The 18183-nt window shown below is 40.3% G+C and carries 10 protein-coding genes and 1 rRNA gene; 9 read left to right on the top strand and 2 right to left on the bottom strand.

The window, feature by feature from the left end:
• Positions 1-35 precede the first annotated feature (35 nt).
• The 9 genes from E4T88_RS05550 to E4T88_RS05510 all read left to right on the top strand — a co-directional run bounded on the left by E4T88_RS05550 (position 36) and on the right by E4T88_RS05510 (position 16173).
• Positions 36-614 (top strand): RNA polymerase sigma-70 factor, encoded by a 579-nt coding sequence (locus E4T88_RS05550; RefSeq protein ID WP_135104489.1) that lies wholly within the window; start codon positions 36-38, stop codon positions 612-614.
• Positions 615-676: 62 nt separating this feature from the next.
• Positions 677-1660, top strand: coding sequence for a FecR family protein (locus tag E4T88_RS05545; RefSeq protein WP_135104488.1), 984 nt, complete (start codon positions 677-679; stop codon positions 1658-1660).
• A gap of 221 nt (positions 1661-1881) precedes the next feature.
• Positions 1882-5268: a TonB-dependent receptor gene (locus E4T88_RS05540; protein WP_135104487.1), complete on the top strand. Its 3387-nt coding sequence runs from the start codon at positions 1882-1884 to the stop codon at positions 5266-5268.
• 12 nt (positions 5269-5280) lie between these two features.
• On the top strand, positions 5281-6816 hold the full coding sequence (locus tag E4T88_RS05535) for a RagB/SusD family nutrient uptake outer membrane protein (protein ID WP_135104486.1): 1536 nt from the start codon (positions 5281-5283) through the stop codon (positions 6814-6816).
• 115 nt (positions 6817-6931) lie between these two features.
• Positions 6932-9859, top strand: coding sequence for a GH92 family glycosyl hydrolase (locus E4T88_RS05530; protein ID WP_135104485.1), 2928 nt, complete (start codon positions 6932-6934; stop codon positions 9857-9859).
• A 14-nt stretch (positions 9860-9873) separates the two neighbouring features.
• Positions 9874-10728 (top strand): endonuclease/exonuclease/phosphatase family protein, encoded by an 855-nt coding sequence (locus E4T88_RS05525; protein WP_135104484.1) that lies wholly within the window; start codon positions 9874-9876, stop codon positions 10726-10728.
• A 68-nt stretch (positions 10729-10796) separates the two neighbouring features.
• On the top strand, positions 10797-12761 hold the full coding sequence (locus E4T88_RS05520; RefSeq protein ID WP_135104483.1) for an alkaline phosphatase: 1965 nt from the start codon (positions 10797-10799) through the stop codon (positions 12759-12761).
• Positions 12762-12884: 123 nt separating this feature from the next.
• Positions 12885-14339: a PA14 domain-containing metallophosphoesterase gene (locus tag E4T88_RS05515; protein WP_135104482.1), complete on the top strand. Its 1455-nt coding sequence runs from the start codon at positions 12885-12887 to the stop codon at positions 14337-14339.
• Positions 14340-14565: 226 nt separating this feature from the next.
• The gene (locus E4T88_RS05510; protein ID WP_135104481.1) at positions 14566-16173 is read left to right on the top strand and encodes an MGH1-like glycoside hydrolase domain-containing protein; all 1608 of its coding nucleotides are present in this window, start codon (positions 14566-14568) and stop codon (positions 16171-16173) included.
• A 54-nt stretch (positions 16174-16227) separates the two neighbouring features.
• Here E4T88_RS05510 and E4T88_RS05505 read toward each other — a convergent pair whose 3' ends face one another.
• Together E4T88_RS05505 and rrf are read right to left on the bottom strand one after the other, a co-directional pair.
• Positions 16228-17766 carry a family 43 glycosylhydrolase gene (locus E4T88_RS05505; RefSeq protein WP_135104480.1) on the bottom strand — a complete coding sequence of 513 codons (1539 nt, stop codon included), beginning with the start codon at positions 17764-17766 and terminating at the stop codon, positions 16228-16230.
• Positions 17767-18060: 294 nt separating this feature from the next.
• A 5S ribosomal RNA gene (gene rrf, locus E4T88_RS05500) occupies positions 18061-18171 on the bottom strand.
• Positions 18172-18183: the final 12 nt, after the last annotated feature.

Below are 18183 nucleotides of genomic sequence, written 5' to 3'. Positions count from 1 at the left end.
CATTTGCAGGATGTTTGTTATATATCAGTTTTCGAATGGAGAGGGAAAACACATATGATAGATTGTTTGATCTGATAAAAGAAGATGATCACAATGCCTTCGACAGGCTATATAATCTTTTTTATGCACCATTATGCGTATTTGCAAACAGATACATATCCGACCAAGACTCTGTTAGAGATTGCATACACGATGTGTTCTTAAAAATGTGGAGAGACCGAAAAAATATATTTATCAATACCTCTGTCCGTTCCTACCTTCTTACTGCAACACGAAATCATTGCCTCAATTTGATAGAAAAGCAAAAAACACAAATGACATACGAGCAGTATATATTGAATACGTACGACCCCTACACTTCTGACGATTTATATTCTGTTGAGGAACTGGAAAATTTGATTGAAAAAGCAATAAATGAACTTCCCGAAAAATACAGGGAAGTATTCAGAATGAGCCGATTTGAACATCTTACTTATAAAGAAATAGCCGAAAGAAAAAATATTTCGATAAAAACAGTAGAAGCATACATGCATAAATCGCTGATTATATTATCGGTATCATTAAAAGATTTCCTACCTTACGTTCTCCTTTTCCTTTTCTTCAACAAAAATTAATTTTTTTCATAGGGTGACCTATGAGTTATCTGTCTTATATATAGAAGCCACTAAATTCTATTATGGATAAAGAAAAATTTGAAAAGTTAATATTCAAGTTTCACAACAAAGAACTAAGCTCTGAAGAAAAAGTAGAGTTTGAGTCTTTTTTGTCGTCTTCTGACGAAGCTCGTAAGATATTCCATCAATGGAACCTTGTGTATAAGGCTTCGCAAGCACTGTCTATAAACAAAGAGATTCCTGAAATACCATTCTCTTTGGTGGAAAAGAAAACAATCAACTGGCGTCGCTGGCTAGCCAATTCGGCTGCAATCATCACAATTCCTTTGATATTAGGTTTCACATACCTGCTGATAGATAAATACCAAACAGGCCCTGTGGTTTATAACGAAGTAGCTGCAACAAATGCCAAAGTAGTAAATATCTCTCTACCCGACGGATCGAAAGTATCTCTGTATGCAGGGTCAACACTCAAATATCCTGATCGGTTTTCTGATGAAGAGCGGCTTGTTATTTTAGACGGTGAAGGAACTTTTGAGGTGAAATCAAACCCAAAGAATCCTTTCTATGTAGAAACAGCAGACGGAACAAGGGTAAAAGCATACGGAACCAAGTTCTCGGTAAGAGATTATGATGCAGATAATACAATACAGGTATATCTGGAACGAGGTATTGTAGATTTTAATTCGCCAAGGCTGAATCATCCGATAACAATGAAACCCGATACCCGATTGGTGTTTAACAAAACAGATAGAAAATATACAATATCAAACAGTACTCCGAACGAGTATGACGCTTACGAACAGGGGATTTTATTATTCAATAATAAGCCACTCGAGGAAGTCGTACAAAAGTTGAATAGGGTTTATGGGGTAGATATTGTGATACAAGATGAGAGCTTGAAAGAATATCGCTTTACGGCGACGATCAAAGATGAATCAATATATCAGATAATGAACATGCTATCATTGAGTACACCTCAACTGGAATGGAAAAGACAAGGACAAAAAATAATATTAACTCAGAAACTTAAATCTAAAATTTAAAACCTAAAATCGAACCAGTATGAACAAAATGTGTTATTCCTTTTAATTAAAACTTAATATCGTCGAAGTGATTCCTTAAGAATAAGGATATTCATTTGTATGATGTTTTTTAAAACAAGAAAATTTATGAAAAGACATTACCACTTACTTCTAAGGGGGCTGGATTTTTTTGCTCCATCTGAACCCGTATTTTTCAACATTAACCTTAAAAAAAATATACCATGACATTAATGAAATTTATTTTAGGAGGGAAAAGCAAATATCTCTTATTTTTAGGGCTATTTTTAATGTCCTTCACCGTCCAATCGAAACGGATAGACAGCATTTCCATCAATAGAACAGGAGCTATCCGCTCTGTACTAAAAGAAATAGAAAAAGCGTCTTCTTACCACTTTATGTACAACGACAAACTTATCAACACAGATAAGATTGTATCGATAAATGTAAAAGACAGACCGGTAAATGAAATACTAAACTCACTATTCGAAGATTCGAACATCACTTATACCATAGTAGATGATCAGATTATATTATCTGTTGCCGGAACAAACGAAGTAAAAGATAGTAAACAAACAGGCCGTGAAATTTCGGGAGTCATCAAAGATGAAAAAGGCTTCACGCTTCCGGGGGTTAGTATCGCCGTGAAAGGTACAACCACAGGAACGATTACCGACATTGACGGAAAATATTCTATAAATGTTCCTAGCGGAGCGGTTCTGGCATTTAACTATGTTGGCTTTGTTCCTCAAGAAGTAAAAATAGGAAATCAGAGCACTTTAGACATCGTCCTGAAAGAAGATACTCAGGCTTTGGACGAAGTTGTTGTTGTGGGATATACAACACAGAAAAAAGCCGACCTGACAGGAGCGGTATCATCCGTAAAAATGTCGAACCTGAACGACATGTCAGTAAGCGGTATCAATAGTGCGCTGCAAGGCCGTATGTCGGGTGTTACCGTACTACAAAGTAGTGGAGCTCCGGGATCGGGAACTTCTATCCGTATCCGTGGGATGGGTACATTTGGAAACAACGAACCTCTTTATGTTATCGACGGCATGCCGGCTGATAATATGAACGATATCAATCCGGGCGACATAGAGCGTATCGACGTATTGAAAGATGCTGCATCTGCGGCTATCTACGGTTCACGTGCAGCAAACGGAGTTGTTATTATTCAGACTAAAAAGGGAGGTAAATCCGACAAAGTGAATATTGCATTCAATACTCATCATGGAGTATCGATGGCTCAACGAAAAATAAATGTTTTGAATGCTGCACAACGTAATATGATCCATTTGGAGGCATACGACAATGCTATAAAATATGACGGATACGACAAAACGGCTCCGGATTATTACACATCTGATTTTGCAAAAGTGAGCAGGACAAACTGGCAGGATGAGATTTTCTCAAGTGCCGCTTATCAGGCTAATTATGATTTGTCGCTCTCAGGAGGTTCCGATAAATTCAAGTATAATATCATGGGAGCCCATCTTAAACAAGACGGACTTCTAAAGAATTCAAGTTTCAATCGTACAACACTACGTATCAATACAGAACTGGAAGTTTTCAAAAACTTCAAGGTAGGAGAAAACTTGATGATCACACACTCTAAGCAAATGCTGGTTCCGGAAATGGGAGCAAATGGAGCCATTGCTTCTGCACTTCAATTCGACCCTTCTGTTTCTGTCTACGAAAATAAAGCCAAAGGCATTTATAGCGGAAGTGGAGAATTAGGCGCCGACCTCAGAAACCCGGTAGCTGTATTAGACAGATCGGACCGTGCACGTACTCGCGACCGCATATTTGGAAATGTATATGCAGAATACAAATTCTTAAATGATTTTACAATCAAAACTGATTTAGGTTATGATTGGTCTGATTGGGGTGACAAATGGTTTGTAACCAGAGTACCTGAAGCCGGACGTGCGTCCAATACAAATGAACTTACCGAAAGAGGATGGAAAGATACAAAATGGATCACAACCACTACATTGAAGTATGACAAAGTGATAGGACTCAACAAGCTAATGCTCTTGGGAGGTACTTCTTACGAAGCATTCAACTCTGAATATACAAATGCTCGCGGTACAGGTTTTATCTCCGAAGATAAATCGCAACGTTATCTTTCTGCTGCTACAAATATAGCATGGATGCAAGGTGGTCGCGAAGAATGGGCTATGAATTCTTATTTCGCCCGACTCGATTATTCATTTGGAGACAGATACCTATTATCTGCAAACTTCCGTACCGACGGTTCTTCTAAATTTGCAAAAGGAAATCGTTGGGGATACTTCCCTTCAGTTTCGGGAGGATGGCGTATTTCAGAAGAGTCTTTCTTCGAAACCCTGAAAGAAAAAGCAATCCAAAACTTAAAGCTGAGAGCATCGTGGGGTAAATTAGGAAATCAGGATATGGGAAGCAATTATCCTACCAAAGTGCTTATTGCCAACACAACAGATAATGATGGATACAACACTGTTTTTGGCAGTACAGAAACTGCAGGCTTTGGACGATATGAGTCTACATTAGCGAATCCTGACCTGAAATGGGAGGTAACGACTCAAACAGACTTAGGTTTAGATATCAGCTTCCTCAACAAGTTTGATTTCGGATTCGACTATTTCATCAAAAAATCGTCAGATGTATTGCTAGAGATCCCTGTACCTTCATTAGCCGGTGTAGACGGAGGAATGATGGTAAATGCTGCCGAAGTGCGTAACCGTGGTTTTGATATGAACTTATCATACAATACTAAAGTTAAGGACTTTAATATAAGCGCATACGGCAATTTCAGCAAGGTAAAAAATGAAGTTCTTTCGATGGGTACAGGTAACAGAAACATGTTTACAAGTTCTTACCGTGGCACTAACATCACAAGAACAAGAGTGGGTGAACCGATAGCACACTTCTATGGTTATAAAAATGGAGGTGTATTTAAATCTCAGGAAGAAATAGATACTTACGTAAATGAAAAAGGAGAAAAAATACAACCTGCCGCAAAAGTTGGAGACCTTAAGTTCCTCGATTTGGATGGTAATGGAAAAATAGACTCTAACGACCAAACAAATATTGGTAGCGGATTCCCTGATTTCACTTATGGACTTGGAGCCGATCTTGAGTATAAAGGTTTCGATCTTAGCTTCTTCTTTCAAGGTGTTGCCGGATACGATATATTCAACGCCATCAAATATGAAGGCATGTTCGTTGATCCTCGTTACAATCAGTTTGCAGCTATCCTAGACCGTTATCACCCAACAAACACCCCCGGAGGGAATGGACCACGTGTTACAATCAAGGATACCAACAACAACCGCAGGATGTCTGATTACTATGTTGACAAAGGTGATTACCTGAGACTAAAAACACTTACCTTAGGTTATACTTTCAACAGAAACACAATCAAAAAATTAGGATTGCAAAAACTAAGAGTTTACGCTACCGTACAGAACCTGCTTACATTCACCAGCTATAAAGGCTTCGACCCTGAACTAGGTGAAACTTATGCTAATGAATTGGATAGCTACGGAGTTACCGAAATAGGTGTAGATAGAGGACAATTCCCTCAGCCTAGAACTTTCATTATGGGTGTAAATATTAACTTTTAAATCGAATAAAACATGAAACTATATAAATTATTACTATTCATCCCATTCATTTTTATCACATCGTGTGATTTAGATAGGGAACCTTACGGGCTTTCAAACTTTTGGAATACAGAAGCCGATGCTCAATTAGGGTTAGATGCTGCCTATGCCCCTTTTTATGAAGAAGAAGGTTTCGGGCGCGGACACTGGTGGGTAGGTGCCGCCAGCGACGATATGGTAATCAACCGTAGTAAAGGCGACGATGAAGCCCTCACCGAATTCAGAACAACAACAAATGCATCAAGCGGACAGTTTTCGAACTGGAAAATAATGTATAAAGTAATCAGACGCTCAAATGACGTAATGAAATATGCGCCTAACATTGAAATGTCTGACAAAAACAAAGATATCATTCTTGGTGAAGCTAATTTCCTTTGTGCTTTTGCTTATTTCCATTTAGCAAAAAGATATGGAGGATTGCCTTTCTATGATTATAACAAACCTCAGGAAATAAACAAGCCGCGCGAAACAAAAACTGAGACATATACACGCATCGAAGGTTATTTGAAAACAGCCATTTCTCATTTCGAGAAACAAAGTCTTTGGACCAGAGAGAAAGGTGCTGAAGGTCGTCCACAACTAGGTGCTGCTTACGGGCTTCTTGCAAAAGTATATGCACATTGGGGTAAATATAACGAAGCTAAAGCTGCTGCAGAAAAAGTAATCAACTCGGGCAAGTATTCTTTAGACAAGACAAATAATAACGGTTATGCGCACTTGTTCTCTCCGGCCGGAGAAAAGCATGAAGAAGTACTTTTCAATCTTACTAACAAGCCGGTGAGAAACCAAGGAACAGTAACATCTGTTATCCTTCTTTCGGGAACTCTTTCGGGTGGTACAGGATGGTATTACTTTGCTCCTACCAAAAGCTTGTTCGATGCATTCGAAAAACCAAACCTAACCTCAAGCGGAGACCTTCGCCGTCTGGTAACGCTTAAAGGTGCGGGTGATGATGTTTTCTTCTTAGGTAAACAAACAACGCTTACCAGTGCCCTTATTAAGGACATGAGTACAGGATATATGGGAACAAAATATTCTGCTGCATATAATGATCTTACAGGCTGGAACTGGGAAACCGGTGCAGATGTACCTCTTTTACGCTATGCTGATGTATTGCTTATCCATGCCGAAGCCGAAATATTCTTAGCCGGAGGAGGTCCGAACGATCGCACTAAAGGTGTGGCCGCTGCTGCTGCTTCATTCAACGAAGTTAGAGTAAGAGCTTTTGGCGGAGACAATTCAAAAGCAATATCGGCTCCTACATTCAATGATTTGGTTAAAGAACGCCGTTGTGAGTTAGCTTATGAAGACGAACGCCATTACGACCTTGTTCGTTGGGGATTAGCAAAAGAAGTATATGCTGCTGCAACAACCGCAAGCGATCCAAGAGGTCCTAGAACTTTCGATCCTGCTAAAGATGCACACTTCCCGATTCCGCAACGTGAGATAGAAAACACTGATTATTTATTGGTTAATAACCCGAATGATGGATATTCGAACTTTAAATAAAACAGAAATTTGATATTGTCATAGAGAAGGAACTGTCGCAGAAGTAGAAAATACATTTTGGATAGTTCCTTCTTAATGATAAATTGAGGCAATTGTAATTAATATATAAAACTTAATGAAGAAAATACTCGTATCAACCTTTATTATTGGATTTTTAATTAGCTGTACAAATCTACCTAAAAACCCTATCGACTATGTAGACCCATTTATCGGAACAGGTTTTCATGGACACACATATCCCGGAGCTACCACTCCGTATGGAGCAATACAGTTGAGCCCCGACACCCGTACTGGAGACTGGGATGCATGTTCGGGCTATCATTATAGCGATTCTTCTATTTTAGGATTTTCGCACACACATCTTAATGGAACAGGCTGTGCCGATCTGGGCGACGTGCTTTTCCATCCTACCACCAAAGACATAAAACCGGTATCGAAAGGTTATATTTTCGAGCCTCTTGCCTTTTCGCATCAAGACGAAAAAGCCTCACCCGGATATTATTCGGTTGATTTCAAAGAAGAAGGAATTAAAGCTGAACTGACAGCTACAACATATACAGGTGTACACCGATACACCTTCGAAAAAGATAAAAACCAAGCCATAATTATAGACATGGCTCATGTGTTGGCCCAAGAAGTTATCGACTCGCTCGTTATCAGGCAATCGGCAAACAATGAAGTGTCGGGAATGAGAAGAACTCAGGGATGGGTAACCAATCAGTATGTGTTCTTCGTTGCTCAGTTTTCAAAAGATATTCAGTCTTTCGACTTAGTTAACGATGGTGCCATTCTGGACAAGGATACCAAACCTAAAACGAATAACCAGCAAGCCGTACTCAAATTTGGTTCTTCGGACGGTACACCTATTATAGCCAAGGTTGCGTTCTCGGTTGTAAGTGAAGAGAATGCACGAAAAAACCTGAGCCACGATGTAGAAGATTTCGACTTTGATGTAGTACACAATCAAGCCCGCAACCTTTGGTCTGAAGCGTTATCGGAAATAGTTGTAGAAGGCGGAAACGAACATGATTTGAAAAACTTCTATACCGCCATATATCACTCAAAAGTAGTGCCCAATATAATGAGCGACGTAAACGGACAGTTTCGCCGCCATGATATGAAGGTTGGCATATTGCCTGAGGGAGAGAAATATTACTCAACATTTTCTATTTGGGATACATTCCGGGCATTGAATCCTCTCATTACACTAACAGATACTACATTGGTAAATAATATTATCAACTCTTACCTCGATATGTATGATGCCTCGGGAGAGCTTCCTATCTGGCCGCTGTCTGCCGGAGAAACAGGGACTATGATCGGCTACCACTCGGTATCGGTAATAGCCGATGCTTACATGAAAGGAATAAGAGGTTTTGATATTGCTAAGGCTTATGAAGCCATGAAGGTTTCGTCCTATAAAAACAAAAAAGGTTCTGACTATTATATCAAATACGGATTTATACCTTCAAACATAAAACGAGAGTCAGTGTCATGCCTTCTCGAATATGCATACGACGATTGGTGTATTGCGCAAATGGCAAAAGAGTTAGGGAAAGAGGATGATTACAAAGCATATACGGAAAGAGCACTATCATACATCAATGTATTTGACGGACATACCAAATTCTTTAGAGGTAAACGTATGGACGGAAATTGGGACAGCCCTTTCAATCCTTTTGAACCGGGACGTGCATATACAGAAGCTACTGCATGGCAATATCGATTCTTTGTACCGCATGATGTAAATGGTCTTATACAGCTCTTCGGGGGGAAAGATGAATTCACCTTGCAGCTGGATAGCCTCTTTGTTGTGGAGTCAAAAGTTGACGGACACATGTCTGATATCACAGGACTCATAGGGCAATATGCGCACGGCAACGAACCGAGCCATCATATGGCATACCTATACAATTATGTTGGTCAGCCGTGGAAAACGCAGGCTATGACCCGCCGCATACTATCGGAGATGTATCAGCCAACCCCTGAGGGAATCAGTGGCAACGAAGATTGCGGGCAGATGTCTGCTTGGTATATACTTAGCAGCATGGGTATTTACCCTGTATGCCCGGGTTCGAATGAATTTTCGTTGACAACTCCGCTGTTTGAAAAAGCAACAATTAAATTAGCGAACGGAAAAACATTGACTATCAAGGCTAATCACCCTGAAAAGAATGTGTATATCAACAAGGTTTCTCTCAACGGAAAGGAGATAGCTGCTAATTACATCACCTACCAAGAACTAATGCAAGGAGGGGTACTCGATTTCAACTTGTCATCCACCCCAAACAAGTCCAGAGGCATAGCAGAATCTGACTACCCGCATTCGATGACTACAGGAAAGATTGTTTCGATACCATATACAACAAAAGATCTGGATCTCTTCATTGACAATACAACTGTTGATTTGCATTCGGCGACAAAAGATGTGAAAATTTATTACACCCTCGACGGGAAAGAGCCAACCGAAGAATCAGCACTCTATTCCGAGCCAATAGCAATAGCGGCAACTACAACGATCAAAGCTCGTGCATATAAAAATGGATTTATCCCGAGCCGTATATTTACGATTCAAGCCACAAAGGCTGTATTCAAGAACCCTGTAGCAGCCTTGGCCAAAGAGAATGGTACAAACTTTCATTATTACGAAGGATACTTCAGTGCTGTAGACCAAATACAGAAGGCTCCTCTCGTAGAGAAAGGAATAATAGCCGAACCATCAATAAACGGAGCAAAACAAGCAGATCATTTTGCATTTATATTCACAGGTATTATCTTTGTACCAGAAGATGGCGTCTATGAATTCATGACTACCTCCGACGACGGCAGTGTCTTGCATGTTGATAATATAAAGATAGTTGACAACGATGGTTCGCATGCAGCCATATCTGCCACCGGCCGAATTGCCCTGAAAAAAGGCCACCACACATACAAGCTCCAATACTTTGAGGATTACGAAGGAGAGCACCTGAGTTGGGGTTGGAAAAAACCAACATCCGAGAAGTTTGAGAATATACCAGCATCTAATTTATTCATAAAATAAAAAACCTTGATAAGATGAAAAAATTATTTTATTTTCTTGCTGTAATCGTACTATTGACTTCATGTAATAGCAAGCCGGTAGACCTCAATGTAATGAGCTTCAACATTCGTTACGATAATCCTGACGACAGCCTGAACAACTGGCAGTACAGGAAAGATGTTGCGGCAAAGACGATAAAGAATCAGAATGCAGACATCGTTGGAACACAAGAGGTACTTGTAAACCAGCTGAATGACTTAAAATCTCGCCTACCCGAATATAATGCGATAGGAGTAGGTCGTGAAGACGGTATAGAAAAGGGAGAATACAGTGCTATATTATATAAGAAGGATAGATTCAAGGAAATAAAATCCGGTTACTTCTGGCTGAGCGAAACACCCGAAGTGGCGGGGTCTAAAGGTTGGGATGGAGCTTGTGAGCGCATCGCTACGTGGGCTATACTGGAGGATATAAGCAGCAAAAAACAACTTTTCTTTATCAATACACACCTCGATCATGTGGGTAAAATAGCGCGTCAAGAAGGTGTAACTTTATTGCTAAGCAGAGCAAATGCTCTTGCTAATGGTTTGCCTATCATTATGACGGGAGACTTTAATGCGACACCGGAATCGGATGTAATCAAACACGTTACGGATGTGAATAGTCCAGAACATCTTATTCATTCGAAAGATATTGCAGTAGAGAAAAGCGGTACAGACTGGACATTCCACGGATTTGGAAAAGTACCGATGGAAAGACGTGAGTTTATCGATTATGTTTTTGTAAGCAAAGGCATCAAGGTAGCTAAACACAGTGTACTCCCTGAAAAATTGGACGATACATTTATTTCAGACCATTCTGTCGTAGTTGCTCAAATAGAAATAAAATAATTATAGAATTTGTGCTATCCTGCGTGTAACGAAGTATAGTCAACAACAATCAAAAAAGGTTTTTAATCATGAGACATATTTTAAACAAAATGTATTTATTAGTCTTGTTGACAGGGTTGATAAGTATATCTATCAATGCACAACAACGGATACTCATTCACTCTCATAACGATTACGAGCAAAGAGTTCCGTTCTATCAGGCTTATGCACAGCAAGTAGCATCTATAGAGGCTGATATTTACACAACAGGGAAAGCCAATGAGTTGAAGGTGGCACACGACCTGAAGGACGTCGCCAATGCCCCGACTATAGACGAGGCATACATCACCCCATTGGTCCATCTATTTAAACAAAATGGAGGAAGACCTTGGAAAAACTCAGATAAAACGCTTATTCTTTTGGTAGATCTGAAAACTCCGGCAAATCCGACTTTGGATATATTAGTATCCAAACTGAAAGCCTATCCTCAGGTTTTCGACGCTACGGTTAACCCTTATGCCGTAAAGGTTGTTATATCGGGGAATCGTCCTGATGAGAAAGATTATTCTAAATATCCGTCATTTATTTCATTCGATGGATATAAAACAGACTATACACCCGAACAGCTGAAAAGAATAGCAATGATAAGCCTTTCTTTTGCCGACTATTCGGTATGGAACGGTAAAGGATCTATTAAAAAAGCCGAGTTGGAAAAAGTCGTAAAAGTAATCAATGAAGTACACGCATTGGGCAAGCCTATCCGTTTTTGGGGAACTCCCGATGGCGTTACCGCATGGAATACGTTCCACAATCTAGGCATAGATTACATTAATACCGACCGCCCTGAAGCGTGTGCGGATTATTTCTCGCATTTCGACAATAAGAACTACCAAATAGGGAAGAATGAAGATATAACCGATGATGTAGCACGTGCCAAAAGGCTGGATAGAACAACAGTCGGATTTCAAGGATTTAACAACAAGCTTCTGCAACTATCGAAAGGTATCAACGTATATACCCCTACTTACAAGAATGATGGAAGCAACAAGCCTATCAAGAACATCATATTCCTTATTGGTGACGGTACAGGACTTGCTCAACTACAGGCAGGAGCTACAGTAAATAATGCCAATTACAAAAACGGAAACGGGCTTACAATTTTCAACATGAAATATGTAGGATTGCAAAACACCAGTGCCAAAGATTCCTATACAACCGATTCTGCCGCAGGAGGCAGCGCATTAGCAACAGGCGAACTCCACAACAACCGCCATATCAGCATGAGTGAAGATGGAGTAGCATACCCATCGATGGCAGATGTAATGCATGCTGCGGGATATGCCTGCGGGGTTGTAACACTGGGTAATGTTGCCGATGCTACCCCTGCCGCTTTTTACGGACACTCGGTAGAAAGAGATAACTCTGACGAGATAACTTCGTATTTGCTCGATGGAAAACTAACCCTTCTGAACGGTGCGGGAATGTCTGTTTTCACACGTCGGAACGATGGCAAGGATATTTTGAGTGAATTGAAAAAACAGTATAGAATCAGTACATCTATTGACGACATCAATACTGATAACAAGAAGGTTATTTGTATTGACGAACGAATGGATCTGGCTGCATCGGAAGAAACGCTGACAATGCTTGCCGACGCCACAAATCAGGCTATAAAAAAACTATCGACAACAAATGACAAAGGGTTTTTCCTGATGGTAGAAGGTGCAAAAATAGATTATGCCGGACATGCCAATTCTTTTCCGGGTTCTGTAATGGAAACATTAAGCTTCGACTTGGCGGTAAAAGCAGCCCTTGAGTTTGCAGATAGTAATGGAGAAACATTGGTTGTAGTAACAGGCGACCACGAAACAGGAGGCCTTACACTGGTGGACGGAAATGTTGCGAACGGACATCTCACAGCACGCTATATGACCGACGACCACACTCCGCTTATGCTGCCTGTCTTTTCTTACGGGCCGGGCTCGTCCGAATTCATAGGAGTGTATAAGAATACTCAGATTTTTCATAAAATGAAAAAATTATTAGGATTGTAAAAAATGATTATACCATCTCTGCCATGCTGAGGCACGAAGCATCCCAAAGCTGAACATTTCTATAAAAAGAATGCGAGATACTTCGTTACACTCGGTATGACAGAGAGAATACAGATAAAGACCATGAGAAAATATACACTAATACTCGTAACTCTCTTTTGCGCAATTACGTTATTCGCACAAAAGAATAACATACAACTGAAATTCAATAAGGACGGTTATTTCAAGATTGCCCAATTTACAGACCTGCATTGGAGCAACAACTCTCCTAATTGCAGCAAGACTGTTGATGTGATCAAACATGTTTTGGCAACCGAAAAGCCGGATATCGCTATCCTTACGGGTGACGTAGTAACCGATATGCCTGCCAAAGAAGGATGGAAATCTATTGGCAAAATATTTGAAGAGGCTAAAACACCTTGGGCTGTCACCTTGGGAAATCACGATGAAGAAGCAGGGCTTACCCGTGATGAGGTGTTTGATCTTATCGCAAACTACCCTTACTTTATCGGAGAAAAAGGGCCGGAGCTATCGGGATCGGGAAACTATCCGTTAGAAGTTAAGTCGTCGAAAGGAGCTAAGACTGCGGCTGTATTGTATTGCATCGACTCGCACAACAAACCATCTGCACACAAGTACGGTCATTACGACTGGATACACTTCGATCAGATAGACTGGTACAGAAAAACCAGGGATAAATATACCGCACAAAACGGCGGAACACCGCTTCCTGCTCTTGCATTCTTCCATATTCCTATACTGGAGTATAACAACGTCGTTGGAAAAGAAAAGACCATCGGCAATAAAGAAGAAGAGGTTGCCTCTCCCGAAATAAATTCAGGAATGTTTTGCTCGATGGTAGAGAAGAAAGACGTAATGGGAGTGTTTGTAGGGCACGACCACAATAACGATTATATAGGTATCGATCAGGGAATAGCTCTCGCATTCGGACGGACAACAGGAGTAGACGCTTACGGTAAATTAGAGAGAGGCGGACGCATTATCAAAATGTATGAAGGAAAAAATCAGTTCGACACATGGATACGTACCCCGAAAGGTATCGAGTTTGAATATTATTATCCTTCAGGCCTGTCTTCTGCCGACGAACAAGCAACGGAGTATTTGCCTGCAAAAAACATTCAGGTAAAACAACAAGGAGTAAAGTACAAGTACTACGAAGCCGATTTTAAACTTACCCATACAGATATGATCGCTTCTGCCAAACTTGTAAAAGAAGGTACGATGAACAATTTTTCGATAGCCTCTGCTACAGCTAAAGATTCTATGGCATTTGTATTCAAAACATATATCAAAATACCCGAAAAGGGCGTTTATCAATTTTATACTTTCTCCGACGATGGTTCGAAGTTATTCATTGACGGCCAAACCGTTGTTGACAACGATGGCTCTCACAGCCTGAAACGTGCCGAAGGAAAGATTGCTCTCGAAGCCGGATATCACGAATTGAAGTTATTGTATTTCGAAAACTATATGGGAGAATTCCTCGAAGTAGGTCTTTCGAGCCGCAGTATCAGAGAAGATATTATTCCTGATAATATGTTGTATATTGCAAAATAGTTTATCTATATAAGGACGCTGTCTAGTGTTTTTTCTTGTATCCTACCGGAGATGATACTTCTCTTCGTTGAGCTTGATAAAAAACAGAAAAAGGTGACAGATAAAAAACAGAATAAAAAGTGTCACTTTTGTCACCTTTTATTTATATCATACAGGTTATAAGGCTTATATAAAAACAGTATATTTGTAAAAAAGTAACAATAAAAATCGATTATAATACCCTAAGATGAAAAGACTTGTTAGTTTAATTATTCTAAGCTGTATCGTAACATTCAATCTCTTCTCTCAAGAAAATGAAGAGGTACCTCCAAAATACAACCTACCATACAAAAATACGTATGTGAAGGAAGCTTTGGTTACAGAGAATGAGTACCGTATAGCAAAACCCGAGGAAGTAATTCCTAAAAGCTTCGAGGAGGCTAAGAATATATTGCCCAGTCCTATTTGGGAAGGACATGCGAAAGAGATAGAGATGTATTGGAAAGCATGGCAAATCGCGATCAGCAATATCCGTCAGCCACAAAAAGGTTCGGGCTTTGTTTCCAGTTATCTGGATACAGCTTATAACGGAAATATCTTTATGTGGGATTCATCTTTTATGATGATGTTTGCACGCTACGGATACCGCTTTTTCCCATTCCAACATACATTGGATAACTTCTACGCCAAACAGCATCCCGATGGGTTCATTTGCCGCGAAATCAAAGCCGATGGAGCAGATTGCTTCGAGCGTTACGACCCGACAAGCACCGGACCTAACCTTCTGCCATGGAGTGAGATGTTATACTACAAGCAGTATGGCGATAACGAACGCTTAGAAAAGATATTCCCGGCACTATGTGCATATTACAAATGGCTGAAACTAAACCGTACATGGCCTAATGGAACATACTGGTCGAGTGGTTGGGGAACAGGTATGGACAACATGCCACGTGTACAGCCTCAGTATAATATGATATATAGTAACGGACACATGGTATGGCTGGATGCATGCCTGCAACAAATATTGATGGCAAATGTATTGCTCGAAATAGGTTTCTATCTGGAACGCTGGCAAGAGATCGAAGAATTTGAGGACGAGATAAAAATGCTTACCAAATATGTACACGACAATCTTTGGGACGAAAAAACGGGATTCTTGTACGATCAGTATGCTGATGGTAGTCTGAGTACAACGATGGGGATGCCTGCATTCTGGGCATTGCATACCGATGTATTGGATGCTAAGCAACTGGATAGAATGGTGAAGCATTTGGACGATCCTAAAACATTCAACCGTCCCCACAGAGTTCCATCTCTTTCGGCCGACAATCCGAAATATAACCCGAGAGGACGCTACTGGCAAGGTGGTGTTTGGCCGGGAACCAACTATATGGTCATCACGGGACTTGATAAGAAAGGATACACCAAACAAGCGAAGGAGATAGCCAAAAACCATTACAATAATGTTTTTGAAGTATACAAGAACACAGGAACATTCTGGGAATATTATGCACCCGAAGCTGCAGAACCCGGATTTATGGCTCGCAAAGACTTTGTGGGTTGGACAGGGCTTCCTCCTATTGCGGTATTTATAGAGTATATCTTAGGTATCCGTTCCGACTATGCCAATCATTCTGTCATATGGGATATTACTCAGACCGAAGCACACGGGATAGAGCGCTATCCATACGGCCCCGACGGCTTGGTTTCCTTTAAAGTTAATAAGCGTAATTCGGCTGATGAAACTCCATCGGTTACGATTGATTCGAACGTTGCTTTCGAGTTAACATTTCTTTGGGGAAAAGACAAGAGTAAAAAGGTAAGTGTTCAAGTAGGCAAGCAAACTATCTGATAATCACATAAAAGGAACTGCCTTAGGAAGTGAATTCTTAAGGCAGTTTCTTTATTATTTTATATTCGTCATCTTAAAGTAAGAGAATTCAGCAGGCTGAGAAGTGTCTCCGATCTGTATCATTCCGGGACGGGCAACTCTATCCCATCGGGTTAAATAATCGGCTTGGATAGGAGTCTCATTTATCTTCGTCCAGTTTTTCCCATCCTTACTCCAAAAGAAAGTCATATAACAACCTTTCTCTACCTGAGCTCTTAGATAGACAAACTTCTGCGATATTGTTGAATTATAGATCAACGATTGCTGACCATCTTTTATTGACTTCAACTCTAACTTTCCATCCGATACACCCCATACTATGAGATTCTTATCATCTCCATACATGGTAAGCCCTTTTATACTCTTATTGCTATTATTCACCAATGTTTCATAAGTATAATAAGGTGTTTGCGGACGTAGGCATAATGCTGTTCCCCAATCATTCCCTTGTTTTGGAGTGCCACTAAGCAGAAGTTTTCCATTCCGAAATTCAGTCTTTATATCTGAATAAGGGAAGTTCCAAGTCCAATCTATTTTTAACGTACTACCTTCGAATCGATCTTCAAAATCAGAAACTCCCTTCTGCACAGTTTCGGGATATGGCATAGCTTGCTCTGCTTTACCCACTGTTCCAGTGCGGAAATGCGGCCAACTATCGTATCCCATATACATCTCTTGCAATACAGGTTGTCGTCCGGCAAAAAAGCCTTCACCTTTGAAGTAGGCATGAAACAGATAAAACAAACGCCCATCGGGAGTATCTACTGCTGTTCCATGTCCGCAGGATAGATAATCTCCACCACCGCCATGCAGGATCGGATTGCCAGAATACTTCTCATAAGGCCCTTTAAAACGTTTTGAACGGGCAACATATACATCATAATCACTTTGCGGCCCGCAACAACTATGAGGTGAGTAAACGATATAATAATAATCTCCTTTCTTGAAATGATATTGACCTTCCATCCCGATCCGCTCATCATCTTTCAACAACGAAAAAGGCTCTCCAATCAATTTTAAGCCATCATCAGACAACTTACTTGCGAGTATCTCTATCGGTCTATCATCGAGCCCGTACGCCTTCCATGATATATATAGCTGCCCGTTGTCGTCATAGATAAATGCATCGATCGCTTCTTTTCCAAATTCGACCAAAAGGCCATGATCTGTAAATTCATCTGTAGGACTATTTGCTGTAGCAACACCTATGTATGATATTCCATCCGACTTTCGTCGCGCCGTATAATAGCAATAGACCTTATCGTTATGATAAAACAATTCGGGAGCCCAAAAAGAGTTGGAAGTCCATTCGGGTTGCTTGTCAAATATATGGCCGATCTGCATCCAGTTAACCAAGTCTTTTGAAGTAAATAGCGGATAGTGCGGAGCCCATTCGGAAGAGGTAGCAGTTGCATAATAGGTATCACCTATTCTTATTACAGATGGGTCTGCCATATCTCCACGAATAACAGGATTCAGGAAGTAGTTCTGCTGACTCTTTAGACTAGAAATAAGGGCAAGGCTAAACAAGAGGATAAAACAAACTTTATTCATGATAAAATATTATTAGATCTTTACTTTTCTCGGAATTGTTCTCCGCTAGAAAGATGTGTTTCAAATGTTATTTACGTTAGATTTTTTATTGGGCTTAAGGAATCTGGATTTTCCTTTATTCTAAATATATGACGAATATACAAAGAAACATTGGTATTGTAAAAAATAAAGGATCTCATTGGCTTATGAGATCCTTCTTCTTTATATGTATTTGTATCTTTCTATTATCCTTTGTATGCTTGTATCAATAGCAAAAGTCCGCATACAATTAGATGTATACGGACTTTGCATTTAAAACGGCGGTAACCTACTCTCCCACTTTTACGCAGTACCATCGGCACGACCGGGCTTAACTTCTCTGTTCGGAATGGGAAGAGGTGGAGCCCCGGTGTTATAACCACCTGAATATCGTTACGG

This window comes from Dysgonomonas mossii (assembly GCF_004569505.1).
Taxonomy (GTDB): Bacteria; Bacteroidota; Bacteroidia; order Bacteroidales; family Dysgonomonadaceae; genus Dysgonomonas.
This window is presented reverse-complemented; position numbering and strand designations above follow the sequence as displayed.

Coding starts and splice junctions, on each gene's coding strand:
- E4T88_RS05550 (WP_135104489.1), top strand. CDS start 36: ATGGAGAGGGAAAACACATATGATAGATTGTTTGATCTGATAAAAGAA.
- E4T88_RS05525 (WP_135104484.1), top strand. CDS start 9,874: ATGAAAAAATTATTTTATTTTCTTGCTGTAATCGTACTATTGACTTCA.
- E4T88_RS05530 (WP_135104485.1), top strand. CDS start 6,932: ATGAAGAAAATACTCGTATCAACCTTTATTATTGGATTTTTAATTAGC.
- E4T88_RS05520 (WP_135104483.1), top strand. CDS start 10,797: ATGAGACATATTTTAAACAAAATGTATTTATTAGTCTTGTTGACAGGG.
- E4T88_RS05510 (WP_135104481.1), top strand. CDS start 14,566: ATGAAAAGACTTGTTAGTTTAATTATTCTAAGCTGTATCGTAACATTC.
- E4T88_RS05540 (WP_135104487.1), top strand. CDS start 1,882: ATGACATTAATGAAATTTATTTTAGGAGGGAAAAGCAAATATCTCTTA.
- E4T88_RS05515 (WP_135104482.1), top strand. CDS start 12,885: ATGAGAAAATATACACTAATACTCGTAACTCTCTTTTGCGCAATTACG.
- E4T88_RS05505 (WP_135104480.1), bottom strand. CDS start 17,766: ATGAATAAAGTTTGTTTTATCCTCTTGTTTAGCCTTGCCCTTATTTCT.
- E4T88_RS05545 (WP_135104488.1), top strand. CDS start 677: ATGGATAAAGAAAAATTTGAAAAGTTAATATTCAAGTTTCACAACAAA.
- E4T88_RS05535 (WP_135104486.1), top strand. CDS start 5,281: ATGAAACTATATAAATTATTACTATTCATCCCATTCATTTTTATCACA.